General features: G+C 66.6%; 19 protein-coding genes and 1 pseudogene. 10 read left to right on the top strand and 10 right to left on the bottom strand.

Annotated features, from left to right (window positions below):
- Positions 1-306: methylenetetrahydrofolate reductase (locus tag JHC36_RS11260; protein WP_287919172.1), on the top strand; the 306-nt coding region annotated here is incomplete at its 5' end.
- A gap of 108 nt (positions 307-414) precedes the next feature.
- Entirely contained in the window at positions 415-1692 is a 1278-nt protein-coding gene (locus JHC36_RS11255; RefSeq protein WP_287919170.1) for an O-acetylhomoserine aminocarboxypropyltransferase/cysteine synthase family protein, read from the top strand.
- A gap of 55 nt (positions 1693-1747) precedes the next feature.
- Here the strand turns inward: JHC36_RS11255 and paaE are convergent, their stop codons facing one another.
- The 6 genes from paaE to JHC36_RS11225 all read right to left on the bottom strand — a co-directional run bounded on the left by paaE (position 1748) and on the right by JHC36_RS11225 (position 6727).
- On the bottom strand, positions 1748-2851 hold the full coding sequence (gene paaE / locus JHC36_RS11250) for a 1,2-phenylacetyl-CoA epoxidase subunit PaaE (RefSeq protein WP_287919167.1): 1104 nt from the start codon (positions 2849-2851) through the stop codon (positions 1748-1750).
- A 44-nt stretch (positions 2852-2895) separates the two neighbouring features.
- The gene (gene paaD / locus JHC36_RS11245) at positions 2896-3441 is read right to left on the bottom strand and encodes a 1,2-phenylacetyl-CoA epoxidase subunit PaaD (protein ID WP_503007047.1); all 546 of its coding nucleotides are present in this window, start codon (positions 3439-3441) and stop codon (positions 2896-2898) included.
- Positions 3442-3454: 13 nt separating this feature from the next.
- Positions 3455-4321, bottom strand: a complete 867-nt coding sequence (gene paaC, locus JHC36_RS11240; RefSeq protein ID WP_287919164.1) for a 1,2-phenylacetyl-CoA epoxidase subunit PaaC — start codon at positions 4319-4321, stop codon at positions 3455-3457.
- Positions 4321-4635 (bottom strand): 1,2-phenylacetyl-CoA epoxidase subunit PaaB, encoded by a 315-nt coding sequence (gene paaB, locus JHC36_RS11235; protein ID WP_124222507.1) that lies wholly within the window; start codon positions 4633-4635, stop codon positions 4321-4323. Before paaB ends, paaC begins: the two co-directional genes overlap by 1 nt.
- Complete coding sequence (gene paaA, locus JHC36_RS11230) at positions 4632-5654, bottom strand: 1,2-phenylacetyl-CoA epoxidase subunit PaaA (protein WP_124222505.1); 1023 nt, start codon at positions 5652-5654, stop codon at positions 4632-4634. The genes paaB and paaA overlap by 4 nt, the downstream gene beginning before the upstream one ends.
- Positions 5655-5788: 134 nt before the next feature.
- The gene (locus JHC36_RS11225) at positions 5789-6727 is read right to left on the bottom strand and encodes a 23S rRNA (adenine(2030)-N(6))-methyltransferase RlmJ (protein ID WP_287919158.1); all 939 of its coding nucleotides are present in this window, start codon (positions 6725-6727) and stop codon (positions 5789-5791) included.
- 196 nt (positions 6728-6923) lie between these two features.
- On the opposite strand from JHC36_RS11225, the gene rplM reads away from it, so the two are divergent.
- The 3 genes from rplM (at position 6924) to erpA (ending at position 8348) form a co-directional block, all read left to right on the top strand.
- Positions 6924-7352: a 50S ribosomal protein L13 gene (rplM, locus tag JHC36_RS11220; protein WP_124222501.1), complete on the top strand. Its 429-nt coding sequence runs from the start codon at positions 6924-6926 to the stop codon at positions 7350-7352.
- An 11-nt stretch (positions 7353-7363) separates the two neighbouring features.
- A complete protein-coding gene (gene rpsI, locus JHC36_RS11215; protein ID WP_124222499.1) occupies positions 7364-7756 on the top strand; it encodes a 30S ribosomal protein S9 in 393 nt (130 codons plus the stop codon).
- Positions 7757-7961: 205 nt separating this feature from the next.
- The gene (gene erpA, locus JHC36_RS11210) at positions 7962-8348 is read left to right on the top strand and encodes an iron-sulfur cluster insertion protein ErpA (RefSeq protein WP_124222497.1); all 387 of its coding nucleotides are present in this window, start codon (positions 7962-7964) and stop codon (positions 8346-8348) included.
- A 27-nt stretch (positions 8349-8375) separates the two neighbouring features.
- Here the strand turns inward: erpA and JHC36_RS11205 are convergent, their stop codons facing one another.
- Both JHC36_RS11205 and JHC36_RS11200 read right to left on the bottom strand, forming a co-directional pair.
- Positions 8376-9509 (bottom strand): anhydro-N-acetylmuramic acid kinase, encoded by a 1134-nt coding sequence (locus JHC36_RS11205; RefSeq protein WP_287919150.1) that lies wholly within the window; start codon positions 9507-9509, stop codon positions 8376-8378.
- Between the two features lie 22 nt (positions 9510-9531).
- Entirely contained in the window at positions 9532-10872 is a 1341-nt protein-coding gene (locus tag JHC36_RS11200) for a M23 family metallopeptidase (protein ID WP_287919148.1), read from the bottom strand.
- Positions 10873-11039: 167 nt separating this feature from the next.
- Here JHC36_RS11200 and tyrS point away from each other — a divergent pair, with 167 nt between their 5' ends.
- From tyrS to JHC36_RS11185, 3 genes and pseudogenes are all read left to right on the top strand, one after another.
- Positions 11040-12272 carry a tyrosine--tRNA ligase gene (gene tyrS, locus JHC36_RS11195; protein ID WP_287919145.1) on the top strand — a complete coding sequence of 411 codons (1233 nt, stop codon included), beginning with the start codon at positions 11040-11042 and terminating at the stop codon, positions 12270-12272.
- The gene (locus JHC36_RS11190) at positions 12269-13222 is read left to right on the top strand and encodes a cation diffusion facilitator family transporter (RefSeq protein ID WP_287919142.1); all 954 of its coding nucleotides are present in this window, start codon (positions 12269-12271) and stop codon (positions 13220-13222) included. Before tyrS ends, JHC36_RS11190 begins: the two co-directional genes overlap by 4 nt.
- A gap of 135 nt (positions 13223-13357) precedes the next feature.
- Positions 13358-13480, top strand: a pseudogene (locus JHC36_RS11185) (c-type cytochrome); the annotation flags it as partial.
- 42 nt (positions 13481-13522) lie between these two features.
- Here JHC36_RS11185 and ybeY read toward each other — a convergent pair.
- Positions 13523-13984: an rRNA maturation RNase YbeY gene (gene ybeY, locus JHC36_RS11180; RefSeq protein WP_124222486.1), complete on the bottom strand. Its 462-nt coding sequence runs from the start codon at positions 13982-13984 to the stop codon at positions 13523-13525.
- Between the two features lie 85 nt (positions 13985-14069).
- Positions 14070-15023 (bottom strand): PhoH family protein, encoded by a 954-nt coding sequence (locus JHC36_RS11175; RefSeq protein ID WP_287919139.1) that lies wholly within the window; start codon positions 15021-15023, stop codon positions 14070-14072.
- A gap of 78 nt (positions 15024-15101) precedes the next feature.
- Between JHC36_RS11175 and ruvA the strand changes: the two genes are divergently transcribed.
- Both ruvA and JHC36_RS11165 read left to right on the top strand, forming a co-directional pair.
- On the top strand, positions 15102-15674 hold the full coding sequence (ruvA, locus tag JHC36_RS11170; RefSeq protein WP_287919136.1) for a Holliday junction branch migration protein RuvA: 573 nt from the start codon (positions 15102-15104) through the stop codon (positions 15672-15674).
- A 46-nt stretch (positions 15675-15720) separates the two neighbouring features.
- Positions 15721-15909 carry a hypothetical protein gene (locus JHC36_RS11165; protein ID WP_287919134.1) on the top strand — a complete coding sequence of 63 codons (189 nt, stop codon included), beginning with the start codon at positions 15721-15723 and terminating at the stop codon, positions 15907-15909.
- Positions 15910-15955: the final 46 nt, after the last annotated feature.

Here is a 15955-nt window from a genome sequence, read left to right as displayed (position 1 = left end):
GGCGTGGACGTGCCCATCGTTCCCGGCATCATGCCGATCACGAGCGCCACGCAGCTGTTGCGCTTCTCCGACGCCTGCGGTGCCGCGGTGCCGCGCTGGGTGCGGCTGCGCCTGCAGGGCTACGGCGACGATGTCGCAGCCATCCGGGCCTTCGGGCTCGATGTCGTCACCGCGCTGTACGAGCGGCTGCGCGCGGGTGGCGCGCCGGGGCTGCACTTCTACACCATGAACCAAAGCGCGGCCACCGTCGAGATCCTGCGCCGGCTCGGTCTGGGCGCGCCCAACTGCCGGATTTCGGTTGAATAAGCAAACAACCGATCCGTATTTCCGCCTTCCCGCGCGCCCTGGCATCATGGCGCGGTTTTTCGGCGGCGCCTCCGCCGCTTGGTTCCCGCATCGCAACCGGAGTCCCTCATGAAACTCGAAACCCTCGCCGTCCACGCCGGCTACAGCCCCGACCCCACCACCAAGGCCGTGGCCGTGCCGATCTACCAGACCGTGGCCTATGCGTTCGACGACACGCAGCACGGGGCGGATCTGTTCGACCTCAAGGTGCCCGGCAACATCTACAGCCGCATCATGAACCCCACCCACGCGGTGCTCGAGGCGCGCCTGGCCGCGCTCGAAGGCGGCATCGGGGCGCTCGCTGTCGCCTCGGGCATGGCGGCCATCACCTACGCGATTCAGACCATCGCCGAGGCGGGCGACAACATCGTCTCGGCCAGCACGCTCTACGGCGGCACCTACAACCTGTTTGCGCACACGCTGCCGCAGCAGGGCATCACCGTGCGCTTTGCCGACCCGCGCGACCCGGCGTCCTTTGCCGCGCTCATCGACGAGCGCACCAAGGCCATCTATTGCGAATCGGTGGGCAACCCGCTGGGCAACGTGACCGACATCGGCGCGCTCGCCGCCGTCGCCCATGCCGCAGGCGTGCCGCTCATCGTCGACAACACCGTGCCCAGCCCCGCGCTGTGCCGCCCCTTCGAGTACGGCGCCGACATCGTCGTGCATTCCCTCACCAAATACCTCGGCGGGCACGGCACCAGTATCGGCGGCGCCATCGTCGACAGCGGCAAGTTTCCCTGGGCTGAACACAAAGCGCGGTTCAAGCGCCTCAACGAGCCCGATGTGAGCTACCACGGCGTGGTCTACACCGAGGCGCTGGGCCCAGCGGCCTACATCGGGCGTGCCCGCGTCGTGCCCTTGCGCAACATGGGCGCGGCGCTCTCGCCCTTCAACGCTTTCCAGATCCTGCAGGGCATCGAGACGCTCGCGCTGCGCATGGACCGGATCTGCGAAAACGCGCTGCAGGTGGCGCGTCACCTGCAAGCGCACGCCAAGGTCGCTTGGGTGAATTACGCGGGCTTACCCGACCACCGCGACCACGCGCTGGTGCGCAAGTACATGGGTGGCCGCGCCTCGGGCATCATCAGCTTCGGCCTCAAGGCCGACGACGCGATGGCCGCCGGCGCGCGCTTCCAGGACGCGCTCAAGCTCTTCACCCGGCTCGTCAACATCGGCGACGCCAAGTCGCTCGCCTGCCACCCAGCCACGACCACCCACCGCCAGCTCAACGCCGAAGAAATGAAGAAGGCCGGTGTGAGCCCCGATATGGTCCGCCTGTCGATCGGCATCGAGCACATCGACGACCTTCTGGCCGACTTGGATCAGGCGCTCGAACGCGTGTGATCCGTGCCATAAAAAAGCCCGCGACTGCGGGCTTTTTTGTGCGCGGCGCGTTGCCTCATCGCTCGTCGTAGCTCACCGTCAGCCGCTCGGAGGTCGGACGGGCTTGGCAAGAGAGCACGAAGCCCTGCTCGGTTTCCCAACGCTCGAGCGTGAAGTTCTTGTCCATCTGCACGCTGCCCTCGAGCACCTTGGCGCGGCAGGTGCAGCAGACCCCGCCCTTGCACGACCAGGGCACGTCCAGCCCGGCGGCCAGCGCCACATCGAGCACATGCTGCTCGGGGTGCATGCGCAGTTCATGCGGCTTGCCGTCGAGCATCACCGTCAGCGCCACCGGGCCCGCATCGACCGGTGCATGTGCGGCAATCGCGGCGCGGCGGTGTTCCGGCGTCATGGCTTCGAGCGCGGGCGAGGTGAAGCGCTCGGTGCGGATCGCCCGAGGGCTGACACCGGCGGCAAGCAGCGCGCCTTCGGTCGCTTCGATCATCGCCTCGGGGCCGCAGATGAACACCTCGTCCATGCTGCCCGGGGGCAGCAGCGTGGCCATGAGGTCGCGCACTTTCTGCGCGTCGATACGGCCTTGCAGCAGATCCGACTCCTGCGCCTGGCGCGACAGGATGTGGATGAGCGTGAGCCGGTCGCGGTAGCGGTCCTTGAGGTCTTGCAGCGTCTCGTTGAACATCACGCTGTCCATGCGCCGGTTGCCAAATACCAGCGTGAACTTGGACCGCGGCTGCTCTTCGAGCGTGCTGGCCATGATGGACAGGATCGGCGTGATGCCCGAGCCCGCGGCAAAACCCACGCGGTGCAAGGCCTGCGGGCGCTGCGAAACGAAGCGCCCTTGCGGCGGCATGACGCCCAGCGTGTCGCCCACGCGCAGCTTCGTCGCGGCCCAGTTGGAGAACAGCCCGCCCTCCATCGGTCGAATGCCGATTTCGAGCTCGTGCGTGCGTGCGTAGTCGCTGCGCGCCATGCAGATCGAATAGCTGCGACGCACCTCCTGCCCGTCGATGGTCGCGCGCAGCGTCAGGTACTGCCCGGGCTCGAAGCGAAACGTGTCCACCAACTCGGGCGGGACGGTGAACCGAATGGCGACCGAGCCTGCCGCCTCGGGGCGGATCTGCGCAACGGTCAGGTCATGAAAGCGGGAAGCGGCAGACATGGTGCAAATCTCGCGCGGTCGCGCGTCCGTGTGGGGCGGTCGGGTCAATAAGGTTTGAAGTAATCGAAGGGCTCGAGGCAGTCGAGGCACCGCCACTGCGATTTGCATGCGGTCGAGCCGAAATGCGCGAGCTCAGAGGTATGCATCGAGCCGCAGCGCGGGCAGGGCACCGGCTCGGCAGACGCGCGTGCGGCAAAGCGCAGCACCCGTTCGCCGGCCGCAGCCGGTGGCGTGCAGGCGCTCGGCGGCGCAATGCCGTACTGGCGCAGCTTTTCCCGCGCGGCCTCGGTGATCCAGTCGGTGGTCCAGGCGGGCGCGAGCTGGGTCACGACGCGCACGGGCAGCCCCAGCGCGGCCAGCGTCGAGCGAATGTCGTCCTCGATCTGGGCCATGGCGGGGCAGCCGCTGTAGGTGGGTGTGATGACGACCTCGACCCCGCCGTCGTCCCCGCGGCGTACCTCGCGCAGGATGCCCAGCTCGCGCAGCGTCACGACGGGGATCTCCGGGTCCGTGAGCGCTTCGAGTGCAGCCCAGATGGCGCTCAAGTCTGGTGCGGGGTGAAGCTCGGTCATGGCGGGCGCGAGGTTCATCGGGCCTTGCGACTCACCACCGCGCATCCGGGTGGGCGCGTGCCAGGCTTTGCATTTCGGCCAGCAGAAAACCGAGGTGTTCCGAGTGCCTGCCGTGCTTGCCCTCGGTGACATAGCCCTGGTGCGGAGCCGGGCGCTGCAGCGTCGCTTCGAGCAGCGCGTCATCGACCCGCGCCTCCCACTCGCCGCGCAGCGCCACCCCATCGACCCCGGTGCCTGCGCGCCGCGCGGCGGCTTCCGCCTCGCTCGGGCTCCAGAATTCTTCGGTGTAGGGCATGAGGTGGTCGATGGCCGCTTGCGCGCGGGCATGCGACTCGGCCGTGCCGTCGCCGAAGCGCACCAGCCAGTCCCGCGCGTGGCGGTAGTGGTATTGCACTTCTTTGACCGCGCGCGCCGCGATGCCGGCCAGTGCAGGATCGGCGCCACGGGCCAGGCGATCCCAGACGCCGAGCATCAGCGCGCTGTAGAGGAAGTTGCGCACGATCGTCGTGGCGTAGTCGCGCAGAGCCGCGTGGGTGGCCGCGCGCGGCGGGCTGTGCGGCAGTTCGAGCAGCGTGTAGTTGCGGAATTCGGCGGTGTCCCGGAAGTAGGCGAGGGTGTCTTCGGTGACGGCGCCATCCACCCGTGCGCCGCGCAGGTGCGCAAAGCGCGCGGACGCGGCGGCATCGCCGTTGATGCGATCGGCGGCGAGTTGATAGAGCAGCCGCGCTTCGCCGATGAGGTCCAGGCTGTTGTTGGCCATCGAAAGGTCTTCCTCGATGACCGGGCCGTGGCCGCACCATTCGGCATTGCGCTGGCCGAGCACGAGCGCGTTATCGGCCAGGTGCAGCAGGTAGTCCACCGGCGCCGTGGCGGTGGTGGTTGCGAGCGCCGCGTCCATCACATGTGCCCCACTTGTTCGGGGATTTCGTAAAAAGTCGGATGGCGGTAGATCTTGTCGGCCGCTGGGTCGAAGTAGCTGTCTTTGTCGGAGGGGTCGCTCGCGGCGATGGCCGCCGACGGCACCACCCAGATGCTCACGCCCTCCTGCCGGCGGGTGTAGACATCGCGCGCCATCTGCAGCGCGTGTTGCGCATCGGCGGCATGCAGGCTGCCGCAATGCTTGTGCTCCAACCCCTGCTTGCTGCGGATGAACACTTCCCACAACGGCCAGTCGCGCAGGGCGGGCGCTGCGGCTTTCGTCTCTGGGCTCATGCGGCCTCCTTCAGGGTGCGTTGCCGTTGCTTCTCGGCGTGGGCGAGCGCGGCTTCGCGCACCCAGCGGCCTTCTTCCCAAGCGGCCACGCGCGTGGCGAGCCGCTCCTTGTTGCACGGGCCGTTGCCGTTGACGGTGGCCCAGAATTCATCCCAGTCGATCGCGCCGTAGTCGTAATGGCCGCGCTCGGGGTTCCATTTGAGGTCGGGGTCGGGCAGCGTCACGCCCAAGACCTCGGCCTGCGGTACCGTGGCGTCGATGAACTTCTGCCGCAGATCGTCGTTGCTGATGCGCTTGATGCCCCAGCGCATGCCTTGCGCGCTGTGCGGGCTGTCGGCGTCGGGTGGGCCGAACATGGCCAGGCACTTCCACCACCAGCGGTTGACCGCGTCTTGCACCATGGCGCGCTGCTCCGGCGTGCCCTGCATCATCACCAGCAGCGCTTCGTAGCCCTGGCGCTGGTGGAAGCTCTCCTCTTTGCAGACGCGGATCATCGCGCGCGCGTAAGGGCCATAGGAGCAGCGGCAGAGCGGAATCTGGTTCATGATGGCCGCGCCGTCGACCAGCCAGCCGATCACGCCCACGTCGGCCCAGTTGAGCGTGGGGTAGTTGAAGATGGAGCTGTACTTGGCGCGGCCGCTGTGCAGGGCGTCGAGCATCTGCTCGCGGCTCGTGCCCAGCGTCTCGGCGGCGCTGTAAAGGTACAGGCCGTGGCCGCCTTCGTCCTGCACCTTGGCGATCAGGATCGCCTTGCGCTTGAGGCTCGGGGCGCGGCTGATCCAATTGCCCTCGGGCAGCATGCCGACGATCTCGCTGTGCGCGTGCTGACTGATCTGCCGCACCAGCGTCTTGCGGTAGCCCTCGGGCATCCAGTCGCGGGGCTCGATTTTTTCGTCGGCGTCGATGCGTGCATCGAAGCGGGCCTGCAACTCGGCTTCGGCCTGGCTCAGCGGCGGCGCGACGGCCTTGAGCCCGGCTTCTTCGCCGGCGTCACGGACATTGAACGATTGGGTGTACATGCGCGTCTCCTGCGCCCACGGACGGCGGGCGAGGAGCGCAGTATATCGATTAACCGACCGGTCGGTCGGTTAATTCGGGTTTGTCCCGATGCGGTCTTTGGGGTGCATCGGTTGCACGGTGCTGAGCCTTTGCTTCAGTCGCCGTTTTCGAGCGTGTATCCTTTGCCGCTGCCGCGACCCAGGGCGGCCAGCACGCGCGGCAGAGCTGCCTGGAGGGCGGGCTTGAGCGTGTGCGGCGGGTTGATGACCCACAGGCCGCTCGCACGCAGTCCGGGGCGGCGCGGCTCGCCGGGCTGCACCGCGGCCGTGGCGGGCGTCGACGCCGCACCGATCGACAGCGTCGCGTGCAGCCAGGGGCGACGGGCCTGATGGCTCAAGGTCTTGAGGCGCCGGGGCAGTTCATGCGCCTCAGGCCGCGGGATGATCGGGTACCAGACGAGATAGGTGCCGGTGGCGAAGCGCTTGAGGCTGTCTGCGATGGCGTCGGCCACGCGTGCGTAGTCGTTCTTGATTTCGTAGCTCGGGTCGATCAGCACCAATGCGCGGCGCGGCCCGGTACCGGCCGGTGGCGGGGGCAGCGACGCGCGCAGCCCCTCGAAGCCGTCCTGGCGCAGGACGCTGACGCTGCGGCCTGGCTTGAGCTGCGCGATGTTTCGGGACAGCGCCCGACTGTCGGTGGGATGCAGTTCAAACAGCTTGAGCCGGTCACCGCCTTCGCTGCGCATGAGGCGCTGCAGGATGAAGGGCGAGCCGGGGTAATAGCGGAGCTGGCCGTCGGGGTTGAAGGACGCGATCATCTGCAGATAGTCCGCCAGGGCGTCCTCTGCGGCGCCTGGATCTGCCGCAGGCCTGGCGGCGGCCGCCTCCCAGAGACGCACGATGCCATCGGCGGCTTCGCCGGCGGTTTGCGCAAAGTCGCTGTCGAGCCGGTAGAGCCCGGCGCCTGCATGCGTGTCCACCAGCAGCACAGGTGTCGGCTTGCGCAGCAAATGCCGCATGGTGGCGATGAGCGCGAGGTGTTTGAGGACGTCGGCATGATTGCCGGCGTGAAAGGCGTGGCGATAACTGAACATGCCGCCATGGTAGCCCGAGGCGGGCACGGACGGCCGAATTTCATATAATGTCGGGCTTCGCAGCGAATCCGTGACTCCGCGGCGAAGGAAGTCCCTGCCGCCAGGCCAGAGGCTTCAACCCCACCTAAGAGGTTCTCGGAAGAAGAACGCCGACCGTGGAAAAGAGTCCGACAAACCACCTCGAAAGAGCAAACTCATGAAAACGTTCAGCGCAAAACCCGCTGACGTGACGCACGAGTGGTTTGTGATTGACGCGACCGACAAGGTCCTCGGACGAGTAGCCAGTGAAGTTGCTCTCCGTTTGCGCGGCAAACACAAGGCCATTTACACGCCTCACGTCGATACCGGCGACTACATTGTCGTCATCAACGCAGCCAAGCTGCGCGTCACCGGCACCAAGGAGACCGACAAGGTCTACTACCGTCACTCCGGTTTCCCGGGCGGCATCAAGGCCACCAACTTCCGCGACATGCAAGCCAAGCATCCGGGCCGTGCGCTCGAGAAAGCCGTCAAGGGCATGCTGCCCAAGGGGCCGCTGGGCTACGCCATGATCAAGAAGCTCAAGGTGTACGGCGGCGCCGAGCATCCGCATACCGCACAACAGCCCAAAGTGCTGGAAATCTGAGGAGCCTCGAGATGATTGGTGAATGGAACAATGGCACCGGCCGTCGCAAATCGAGCGTCGCCCGTGTGTTTCTGAAAAAAGGCTCCGGCAAGATCACGATCAACGGCAAGGACATCAAGGACTATTTCGGTCGCGAGACGTCCATCATGATCGCCAAGCAGCCGCTGTTTTTGACCAACCATGTCGAAACCTTCGACATCCAGGTCAATGTGCACGGCGGCGGTGAGTCGGGTCAGGCCGGCGCGACGCGCCACGGCATCACCCGTGCGCTCATCGACTACGACGCGACGCTCAAGCCCGTGCTGAGCCAGGCCGGCTTCGTCACCCGCGACGCCCGTGAGGTCGAGCGTAAGAAGGTCGGTCTGCGCAAGGCCCGTCGCGCGAAGCAGTTCTCCAAGCGCTGATTTTCCCGGGGGCTTGGCCCCCGTTGGAACGAAGGCTGCAAGCCGCAGTGGACGATACGTCTGCCGCGGCTTTGTCTTTTGGGGCCTCGTTTCCCTGCTGGAGCCGAATGTCCCCACCCGCACAGGCGCCAAAGGCGGCGGGATCTTTCCGCCGCGGTGCATTGCGCTACCATGTGGGCCCTTTATCGTTTCCGGGAGCCTTCCGATGAGTGAAGTTGCCGAATCCACCGCCCCTGCTGTTGCTGCGCCTCAGACACCCCCAGACCCCATCATCTTCACCGACGCCGCCGCGGCCAAAGTGGCCGATTTGATCGCCGAGGAGGGCAATCCCGATCTGAAACTGCGGGTCTTCGTCCAAGGGGGCGGCTGCTCGGGCTTCCAGTACGGATTCACCTTCGACGAGATCATCAACGACGACGACACCGTGATGACCAAGAATGGCGTCACGCTGCTCATCGACGCGATGAGCTACCAGTATCTCGTGGGTGCCGAGATCGACTACAAAGAAGATCTGCAAGGCGCTCAGTTCGTCATCCGCAACCCGAATGCCACGACGACCTGCGGCTGCGGCTCGTCGTTCTCGACCTCCTGATCGCCGCCGTCGCTTGCCGACGTCGCCTCAGCGCGGGTAAATCGCCCCGAGGATCCGCGGTCCGCGCGCCCCGGTGACCCGGGGGTCGTTGCCGGGCCGACCCTCGATGGTCTGGCGCGCCAGCCAAGCAAAAGCCGCCGCCTCGACCCATTGCGGCGGTAAGCCGTGCTCGGCGCTGCTGCGCACGGGCATCGGGGCGAGCAGATGGCCCAGCCGCTCCATCAGTCGATCGTTGCATGCGCCGCCCCCGCAGACCACGAGCGCCTCGGCATGAGGCGCGTGTCGACGGCAGGCCTCGGAGCAGGTTTGCGCAGTGAGTTCCAGCAGCGTGGCTTGAACATCGACGGGTGTGACCCCCGCGCCCGCGCGCTCGAGGTGGTGCTGCAGCCAAGCGCGGTTGAAGCGGTCGCGTCCGGTGCTCTTGGGTGGCGGCGCATCGAAGTAGGGGTCGGACTTCATCGACGCGAGCAAACCCGCATGCACGCGGCCTTGGCGGGCCCATGAGCCCTGCGCGTCGTAGGGTGCGCCCGTGTGCTGCTGGCACCACGCGTCCATCAGCACGTTGGCGGGCCCGCAGTCAAAGCCGATGAGTGCGCCCTCGGGGGCGGTCCAGGCCGAGAGGTTGGCCATGCCGCCGAGGTTGAGCACCGCCAAAGCGCTTCGAGACTGCCCGAAGAGCGCGCGGTGAAACCGGGGCACGAGCGGTGCTCCCTGGCCGCCGGCGGCGACGTCGCGGCTGCGAAAGTCGGCCACGACGGTCACGCCCGTGAGCTCAGCGAGCAGCGCAGGGTTTTGCAATTGCAGCGTATAGCCGACGCCGTCGTGGGCGCCGGGCTGGTGGCGCACGGTTTGCCCATGAGCGCCGATGGCCACGATGTCCTCTGCGCTGCAGCCGCTCGACTCGAGCAGCCGTGCCACGACCTCGGCGTAAAGGCGGCTGAGGGCATTGGCGGCGAGGGCCGCGCGGTGCAGTTCGTTGTCGCCGGCGTGCTGCAGTTCGAGCCACTGGGCGCGTAGGCTCTGCGGCATCGGAACCGAGGCCGAACCCAGAAGCTCGAGCGGGGCGTGCTCTCCCGGGTCGTCAAAGCGCAGCAGCACGCCGTCGACGCCATCGACGGAGGTGCCCGACATCAGGCCGATGTAGCGCGCCGCGTGGGGCACCGGGGATGCCGTCGTTCGGTGCTTACTGCGCCGCGGCGAGGTCGTAGCCGTCGGCCGCGCGCAGGTTGATGCGCATGGTGCGGGCGACCTGCTCGAACGCCGGGCGAGCCGCGGGTGAGACGGGTACCGCCTCGGCCGTGCGCGCGATCTTCAGCGGGTCTTCCGGGCGGCCGTTGACGCGGAACTCGAAGTGCAGATGCGGGCCCGTGGCCCAGCCGGTCGCGCCGACCGCGCCGACGGTCTCCCCCTGGCTGATCGATTGCCCCACGCGAACGAAGATGCGGCTGAGGTGCGCGTAGACCGTCTGGGCACCGTTGCGGTGGCGCAGGATGACGACGTTGCCATAGCCGTTTTGGACGCCGGCAAATTCCACCTGCGCGTCGCCGACGGCGCGGACGGGGGTGCCGGTGGGGGCTCCGTAGTCGACCCCGGTATGTGCCCGCCACTGCTTCAGGATTGGATGAAAGCGCAGCGAAAAACCGCTGGTGACGCGCGAGAAAGCGAGCGGTGACGCGAGGAAGGCGTGCTGCAGACTCTTGCCGCTGAAGTCGTAGTACTGGCCTTTCTTGCCCGCTTCCTGGAACCAAAGCGCCTGAAAGGTCTTGCCGTCGTTGACGAATTCGGCGCTGAGCACGCGCCCGGCACGCAGCGGTTCCCCGTCGGCTTCGAGCGATTCATACACGACGCTGAACCGGTCGCCCTTGCGCAGCGCGCGGTGGAAGTCGATGTTGCTGGCGAAGATTTCCGCGAGCTGGATGGTGACCGCGTCGGGGATTCGGGCCGCGTCGGCCGCTGCAAACAGCGAGGAATCGATCGTTCCGCTGGCGAGCCGATGGCTGGCGACGAGCGGGGCGCGCTGCCATTCCGAGGTGAAGCCTCGGTCGGTTCGGCGCACGACCAGCCGCTGGAAGTCGCGGTCTTCGTCGGTCAGCACCCAGCGTGCGGTGAGTTCGGTGAGCTCATGGCGCGCATTGGCCTCGGCGCGAACGATGCGGCCGCTGCGGCCCAACAGCGCTTGGCGCGCGAGCGGGTCGCGGCGCAAAAACGCGGCGGCGTCCGGGTCGGCAATGCCCAGGCGTTGCAACAGGCTGTCGGTGGTGTCGGTGGCTCGGGTGGTGGTGCTGCGCCGAAGTTGCAGCTGGAGCTGGTCGAGTGCCTGTACCTGAGGTTGCAGCGGCAGGGGTTCGACGGCTTCGAGCACTTCGCGCACCGGGAAGGTGCTGGGGTCGGGGCCGAGTGAGGCGACGGCGAAAGCGCCGCCACCGCTGACGGCAGCGAGCGTGGCGACGATGGCCGTCACGCGTTTGGGATGACGCTGCAGCAGCTTCCAGAACGACAGCACCATGCGCGGCAGATCATGCATGCGGGCAAGGTCTCCAAAGGGGAAGGGCGATGCAGTCCCACGAGGAGCCGCAAGCCCGAGGGCGAGCGGCGGGGGCTGCCGGCCGGTCGAGGCGCCTAAAATGCCGGCACCTCGCGAAGCGGCCAAGTATAGCGACCCCCCGTTTCGCAGCCTCCGAGAAAACCCTTATGAATGAAACAAACGTCTCAACGTATCCGGTCACGGATCGCGTGCGCGAGGCGCTGGCGGTGACGCTGCGCGGCTGTGAGGAACTCATCCCTGAAGCCGATTGGCTCAAAAAGCTCGCCCGTTCGGAAGCGACGGGCGTGCCGCTGCGCATCAAGCTGGGCCTGGACCCCACCGCGCCCGACATCCATCTCGGGCATACGGTGGTGCTCAACAAGCTGCGGCAGTTGCAGGACTTGGGGCACCAGGTGATTTTTCTGATCGGTGACTTCACCAGTCTGATCGGCGACCCGTCCGGGCGCAACACCACGCGGCCGCCGCTGACGCCCGATCAGATCAAGGCCAACGCCGAAACCTATTACAAGCAGGCGAGCCTGGTGCTCGACCCCGCGCGGACAGAAATTCGTTACAACAGCGAGTGGTCGATTCCGCTGGGTTCGATGGGCATGATCCAGCTCGCGGCCAAGTACACGGTCGCGCGCATGATGGAGCGCAACGATTTCCACGACCGCTTCAAGGCCGGCACCCCGATTTCCGTGCATGAATTTCTATACCCGCTGATGCAGGGCTACGACTCGGTGGCGCTGAAAGCCGACCTGGAGCTCGGCGGCACCGATCAAAAATTCAATCTGCTCATGGGGCGGCACCTGCAGCAGGAATACGGCCAGGAGCCGCAATGCATCCTCACCATGCCGCTGCTCGAGGGCACCGACGGCGTGGAGAAGATGAGCAAGTCGAAGAACAACTACATTGGCATCAGCGAGCCAGCCAACACCATGTTCGCCAAGGTGATGAGCATCTCGGATACGCTGATGTGGCGCTGGTATCCATTGCTGTCGTTCAAGCCCATGCGCGAGATCGAGGCGCTCAAGGCCGAAGTCGAGGCCGGCCGCAACCCGCGCGACGCCAAGGTGGCGCTGGCCAAGGAAATCACGGCGCGCTTTCATGGCGCTGCCGCAGCCGAGGCGGCCGAAGCCGACTTCAACAACCGCGCGCGCGGCGGCATTCCGGATGAGATTCCCGAGGTGTCGCTCAGCGGCGCGCCGCTGGGCATCGCGGCGTTGCTCAAGTCGGCAGGGCTTGCGCCCTCGACCAGCGAAGCCAACCGGCTGATCGACGGCGGCGGCGTGCGGGTCGATGGTTCGGTGGTGTCCGACAAGGGTTTGAAGCTCAACGCCGGCACCTACGTGGTGCAGGTCGGCAAGCGCAAGTTCGCCCGGGTGCATCTGTCATGACGGAGCCGACACGCACGGGGGGCTCGACCGGGCTGCTGCGGGCCTTGACGCCGCGTCGGTTGATGATGGCCTCGGTCGCGGTGGCCATCATCACGATTGGTCTCAAGACGCTGGCCTGGTATCTGACCGGGTCGGTTGGGTTGTTGTCCGATGCGATGGAGTCGCTGGTCAACCTTGCGGCGGCGGTGTTCGGGCTCATCATGGTCACGATCGCAGCGCGGCCCGCGGACGACGATCACCCCTACGGGCACCACAAGGCCGAATATTTTTCGTCGGGTTTCGAGGGCATTTTGATCATCGCCGCGGCGGCAGGGATCATCTGGGCGGCGGTGGAGCGATTGTTCGCGCCTCAGCCGCTCGAGCAACTGGGCTTAGGGCTGGGACTTTCGGTGCTGAGCTCGGCGCTCAACGGCCTGCTGTCATGGCTGATGCTGCGCTCGGCGCGCGTGCACCGCTCTATGGCGCTCGAGGCCGATGCCCGCCATTTGCTCACGGATGTCTGGACTTCGGCGGGCGTGGTGGTGGGACTGGCTGCGGTGCAGCTCACGGGTTGGCTTTGGCTCGACCCAGTGGTGGCGATCGGCGTGGCGCTCAACATCCTGCGTGAAGGCTTCGACTTGCTCTGGCGTTCGGCGCAGGGCCTCATGGATGAGGCGGTCGAGCCCGAGGTGTTGAAGACGATCCAGGAGACGCTCGCGAGTTTCGAGTACCGCCGGGGCAACACCGCGATCGTGCGCTTCGATCACCTGACCACGCGCCGCGCGGGCCAGCGTCGTTTCCTCGACGTGCACATGCACATGCCCGCGCATTGGACGCTGGGGCGCGCGGCGGCCTTGCGCACCAGCGTCGAGCAGGCCCTGATGAGCGCCGTGCCGGGCTTGCGCGCCACGATCCAGCTGCTGCCCAGCGATGTCGAGGGGCATTTCGACGATCCGAAAGATTTGATTTGAGTGAGCGAGCGGGCTCGTCGCGTGTCGGCGAAAAGGTCTGCGACTCCTGAGGCCGATCACGGAGGATTGATTTTTCTCAAAAACCCGGGTTAGCATCGCGACTCCATAAGCAACGATGAATCAAGGAGACGCGCCATGTCCGAGCAGCACGACGAGAGCCACACCGGCCCGATCAAGACGCCCAAACAGCTCCTGTGGGTGAGTTTTGCGGCATTCGTGGTGCCGATCTTTGCCATCATCGGCATCGTCAAGCTGATCGTGCGCTGAGCGCCCTTCGGGCGTTGCTAAAGCAGCCGCCGTTCAACCGTAGGGGTTGGCCACACCGAGCGCGGCGAGGATTGCCACTTCGCGTGCTTCCATGGCTTCGGCGTCTTCGGGGCTGGTTTCATGGTCCCAGCCCTGCGCGTGCAAGGTGCCGTGCACCAGCAGGTGCGCGTAGTGCGCTTCGAGCGTTTTGCCTTGTTCTTCGGCTTCGCGGGCCACGACCGGCGCGCAAAGCACTAGGTCGGCACAGACCATGGGGTGCTGCGCATAGTCGAAGGTGAGCACGTTGGTCGCGTAGTCCTTACCGCGGTAGTCGCGGTTGAGCGCGCGACCTTCGTCGGCGTCGACGATGCGCACGGTGATCTCGGCCTCGCGTTCGAGCGCATGGCGGATCCAGCGCGCCACGCGGTGGCGGGGCAGCGCGGCGCGGTGGCGTGCGGCCTCCGCGGGCGCGAGCCGGGCGAACTGCAGCGACAGGGTGAGGGCAGGCAGGCTCATGGCAACGATTTTTGAGGGTTATGGGCCGAGGGCCAGCTTGGAACGTTGATGTTTTGCTCTTGAAAACAGAGCATCCGATCTGCGCTCAGGCCGCGCCGGGTGCGCGGCCGCGTGCTTCGTAAGCGTCGACGATGCGCGCCACCAAGGGGTGACGCACCACGTCCGCGCTGGCCAGGCGGCACATGGCGATGCCCTTGACGCGCTTCAACACCCGTTCGGCATCGAGGAGGCCGCTGGTCTGCGTCTTGGGCAGGTCGATCTGGCTCACATCGCCGGTGACGACGGCTTTCGAGCCAAAACCGATGCGCGTGAGGAACATCTTCATCTGCTCGGGCGTGGTGTTCTGCGCTTCGTCGAGGATGATGAAGGCATGGTTGAGCGTGCGCCCGCGCATGAAAGCGAGCGGCGCGATTTCGATCTGCGCGCGCTCAAACGCTTTTTGCACTTTGTCAAAACCCATGAGGTCGTAGAGCGCGTCGTAAAGCGGGCGCAGGTAGGGGTCGACCTTCTGCCCGAGGTCGCCGGGCAGGAAGCCGAGCTTTTCACCGGCCTCGACCGCCGGCCGCGTGAGCACGATGCGCTGCACCGCCGAGCGCTCCAGCGCGTCGACGGCGCAGGCGACCGCGAGGTAGGTTTTGCCCGTGCCCGCCGGGCCGATGCCAAAGGTGATGTCGTGCGTGGCGATGGCCTCGAGGTAGAGGCTTTGGTTGGGCGTGCGCGCCCGCAGATCGGCGCGGCGGGTGTGCAAGACGATGGGGTTGACGCCTTCGTCGCCGAGCGCGGCGGCTTCGTCGCCGGCGAGCATGAGTTGCACGGTGTCGGCCGGGATGTCGCGCTCGGCCATTTCATAGAGGGCTTGCAGCACTTCCATGGCGCGGGTGGCGCGGGCTTTGGGGCCCTCGACTTTGAACTGCTCGTGGCGGTGGGCGATGCGCACGTCGAGCGCGACCTCGATCGTGCGCAAATGCGCATCCATCGGGCCACAGAGATGCGCGAGGCGCGTGTTGTCGTGCGGGGTGAAGGTGTGACGCAGGATCAAGCGGATAATTCCTCTAACTCGGCTCGGGGGGTCCATCATAGGCGCCCGCAAGCCAGCGATCGACTCCTGAAAGCGCCCATGATCGGACAGTTGAGCGGCACGCTCGCCCAGAAAAACCCACCCGAGATTCTTGTCGACTGCCACGGCGTCGGCTACGAGGTCTCGGTGCCGATGAGCACGTTTTACCACCTGCCCGCCGTAGGGCAGCCGGTGGTGCTGCTCACCCATTTCGTGGTGCGTGAAGATGCGCAGCTGCTCTACGGTTTTGGCACCGCGGCCGAGCGCGAGGCGTTCCGCCAACTCATCAAGATCAGCGGCGTGGGGCCGCGCACGGCGCTGGCGGTGCTCTCGGGGCTGTCGGTGGCCGAACTCGCGCAGGCCATCACCGCGCAAGAGGCGGGCCGGCTGGTGAAGGTGCCGGGCATCGGCAAAAAAACCGCCGAGCGGCTGCTGCTCGAGCTCAAAGGCAAACTCGGCGCGGAGCTCTCCAGCCCGCGCAGCGCCAGCAGCGACGCGCAGGCCGACATCGAGCAGGCGCTGCGCGCGCTGGGCTACAACGACAAGGAAGCGGCCGCTGCGGTGCAGGCGCTGCCGCCCGACGTGGGCGTGAGCGAAGGCATCAAACTCGCACTCAAGGCGCTGGCACGCTGAGCCTAAATCCGGCAGTTGACCGCTTTTCGCTGAATGCAAGGTGTTGATGTTTCAACAATTTTCGGTGCGCAGGCCGTTCGCCGTTGGGGTGAGCGCTGCGCACCCGTTCGAGTCGCCCTCGGGCGCGGGGGCGGCGTTGCAAATCCTCGCCATGGCGCCCGCCATGGCTGTGGTTTGCGCCTTGCCCGCGCGCCCGATGACGACCCGCCCGGGCGCGCCCAACTGCCGGATTTAGGCTGAGTGCACCGCGTTCGGGTTTTCGTAGCGTTCCGGGATATTCC

Origin of the sequence: Tibeticola sp., assembly GCF_022759015.1 — a bacterium.
Classification (GTDB): Bacteria; Pseudomonadota; Gammaproteobacteria; order Burkholderiales; family Burkholderiaceae_C; genus Tibeticola; species Tibeticola sediminis.
This window is presented reverse-complemented; position numbering and strand designations above follow the sequence as displayed.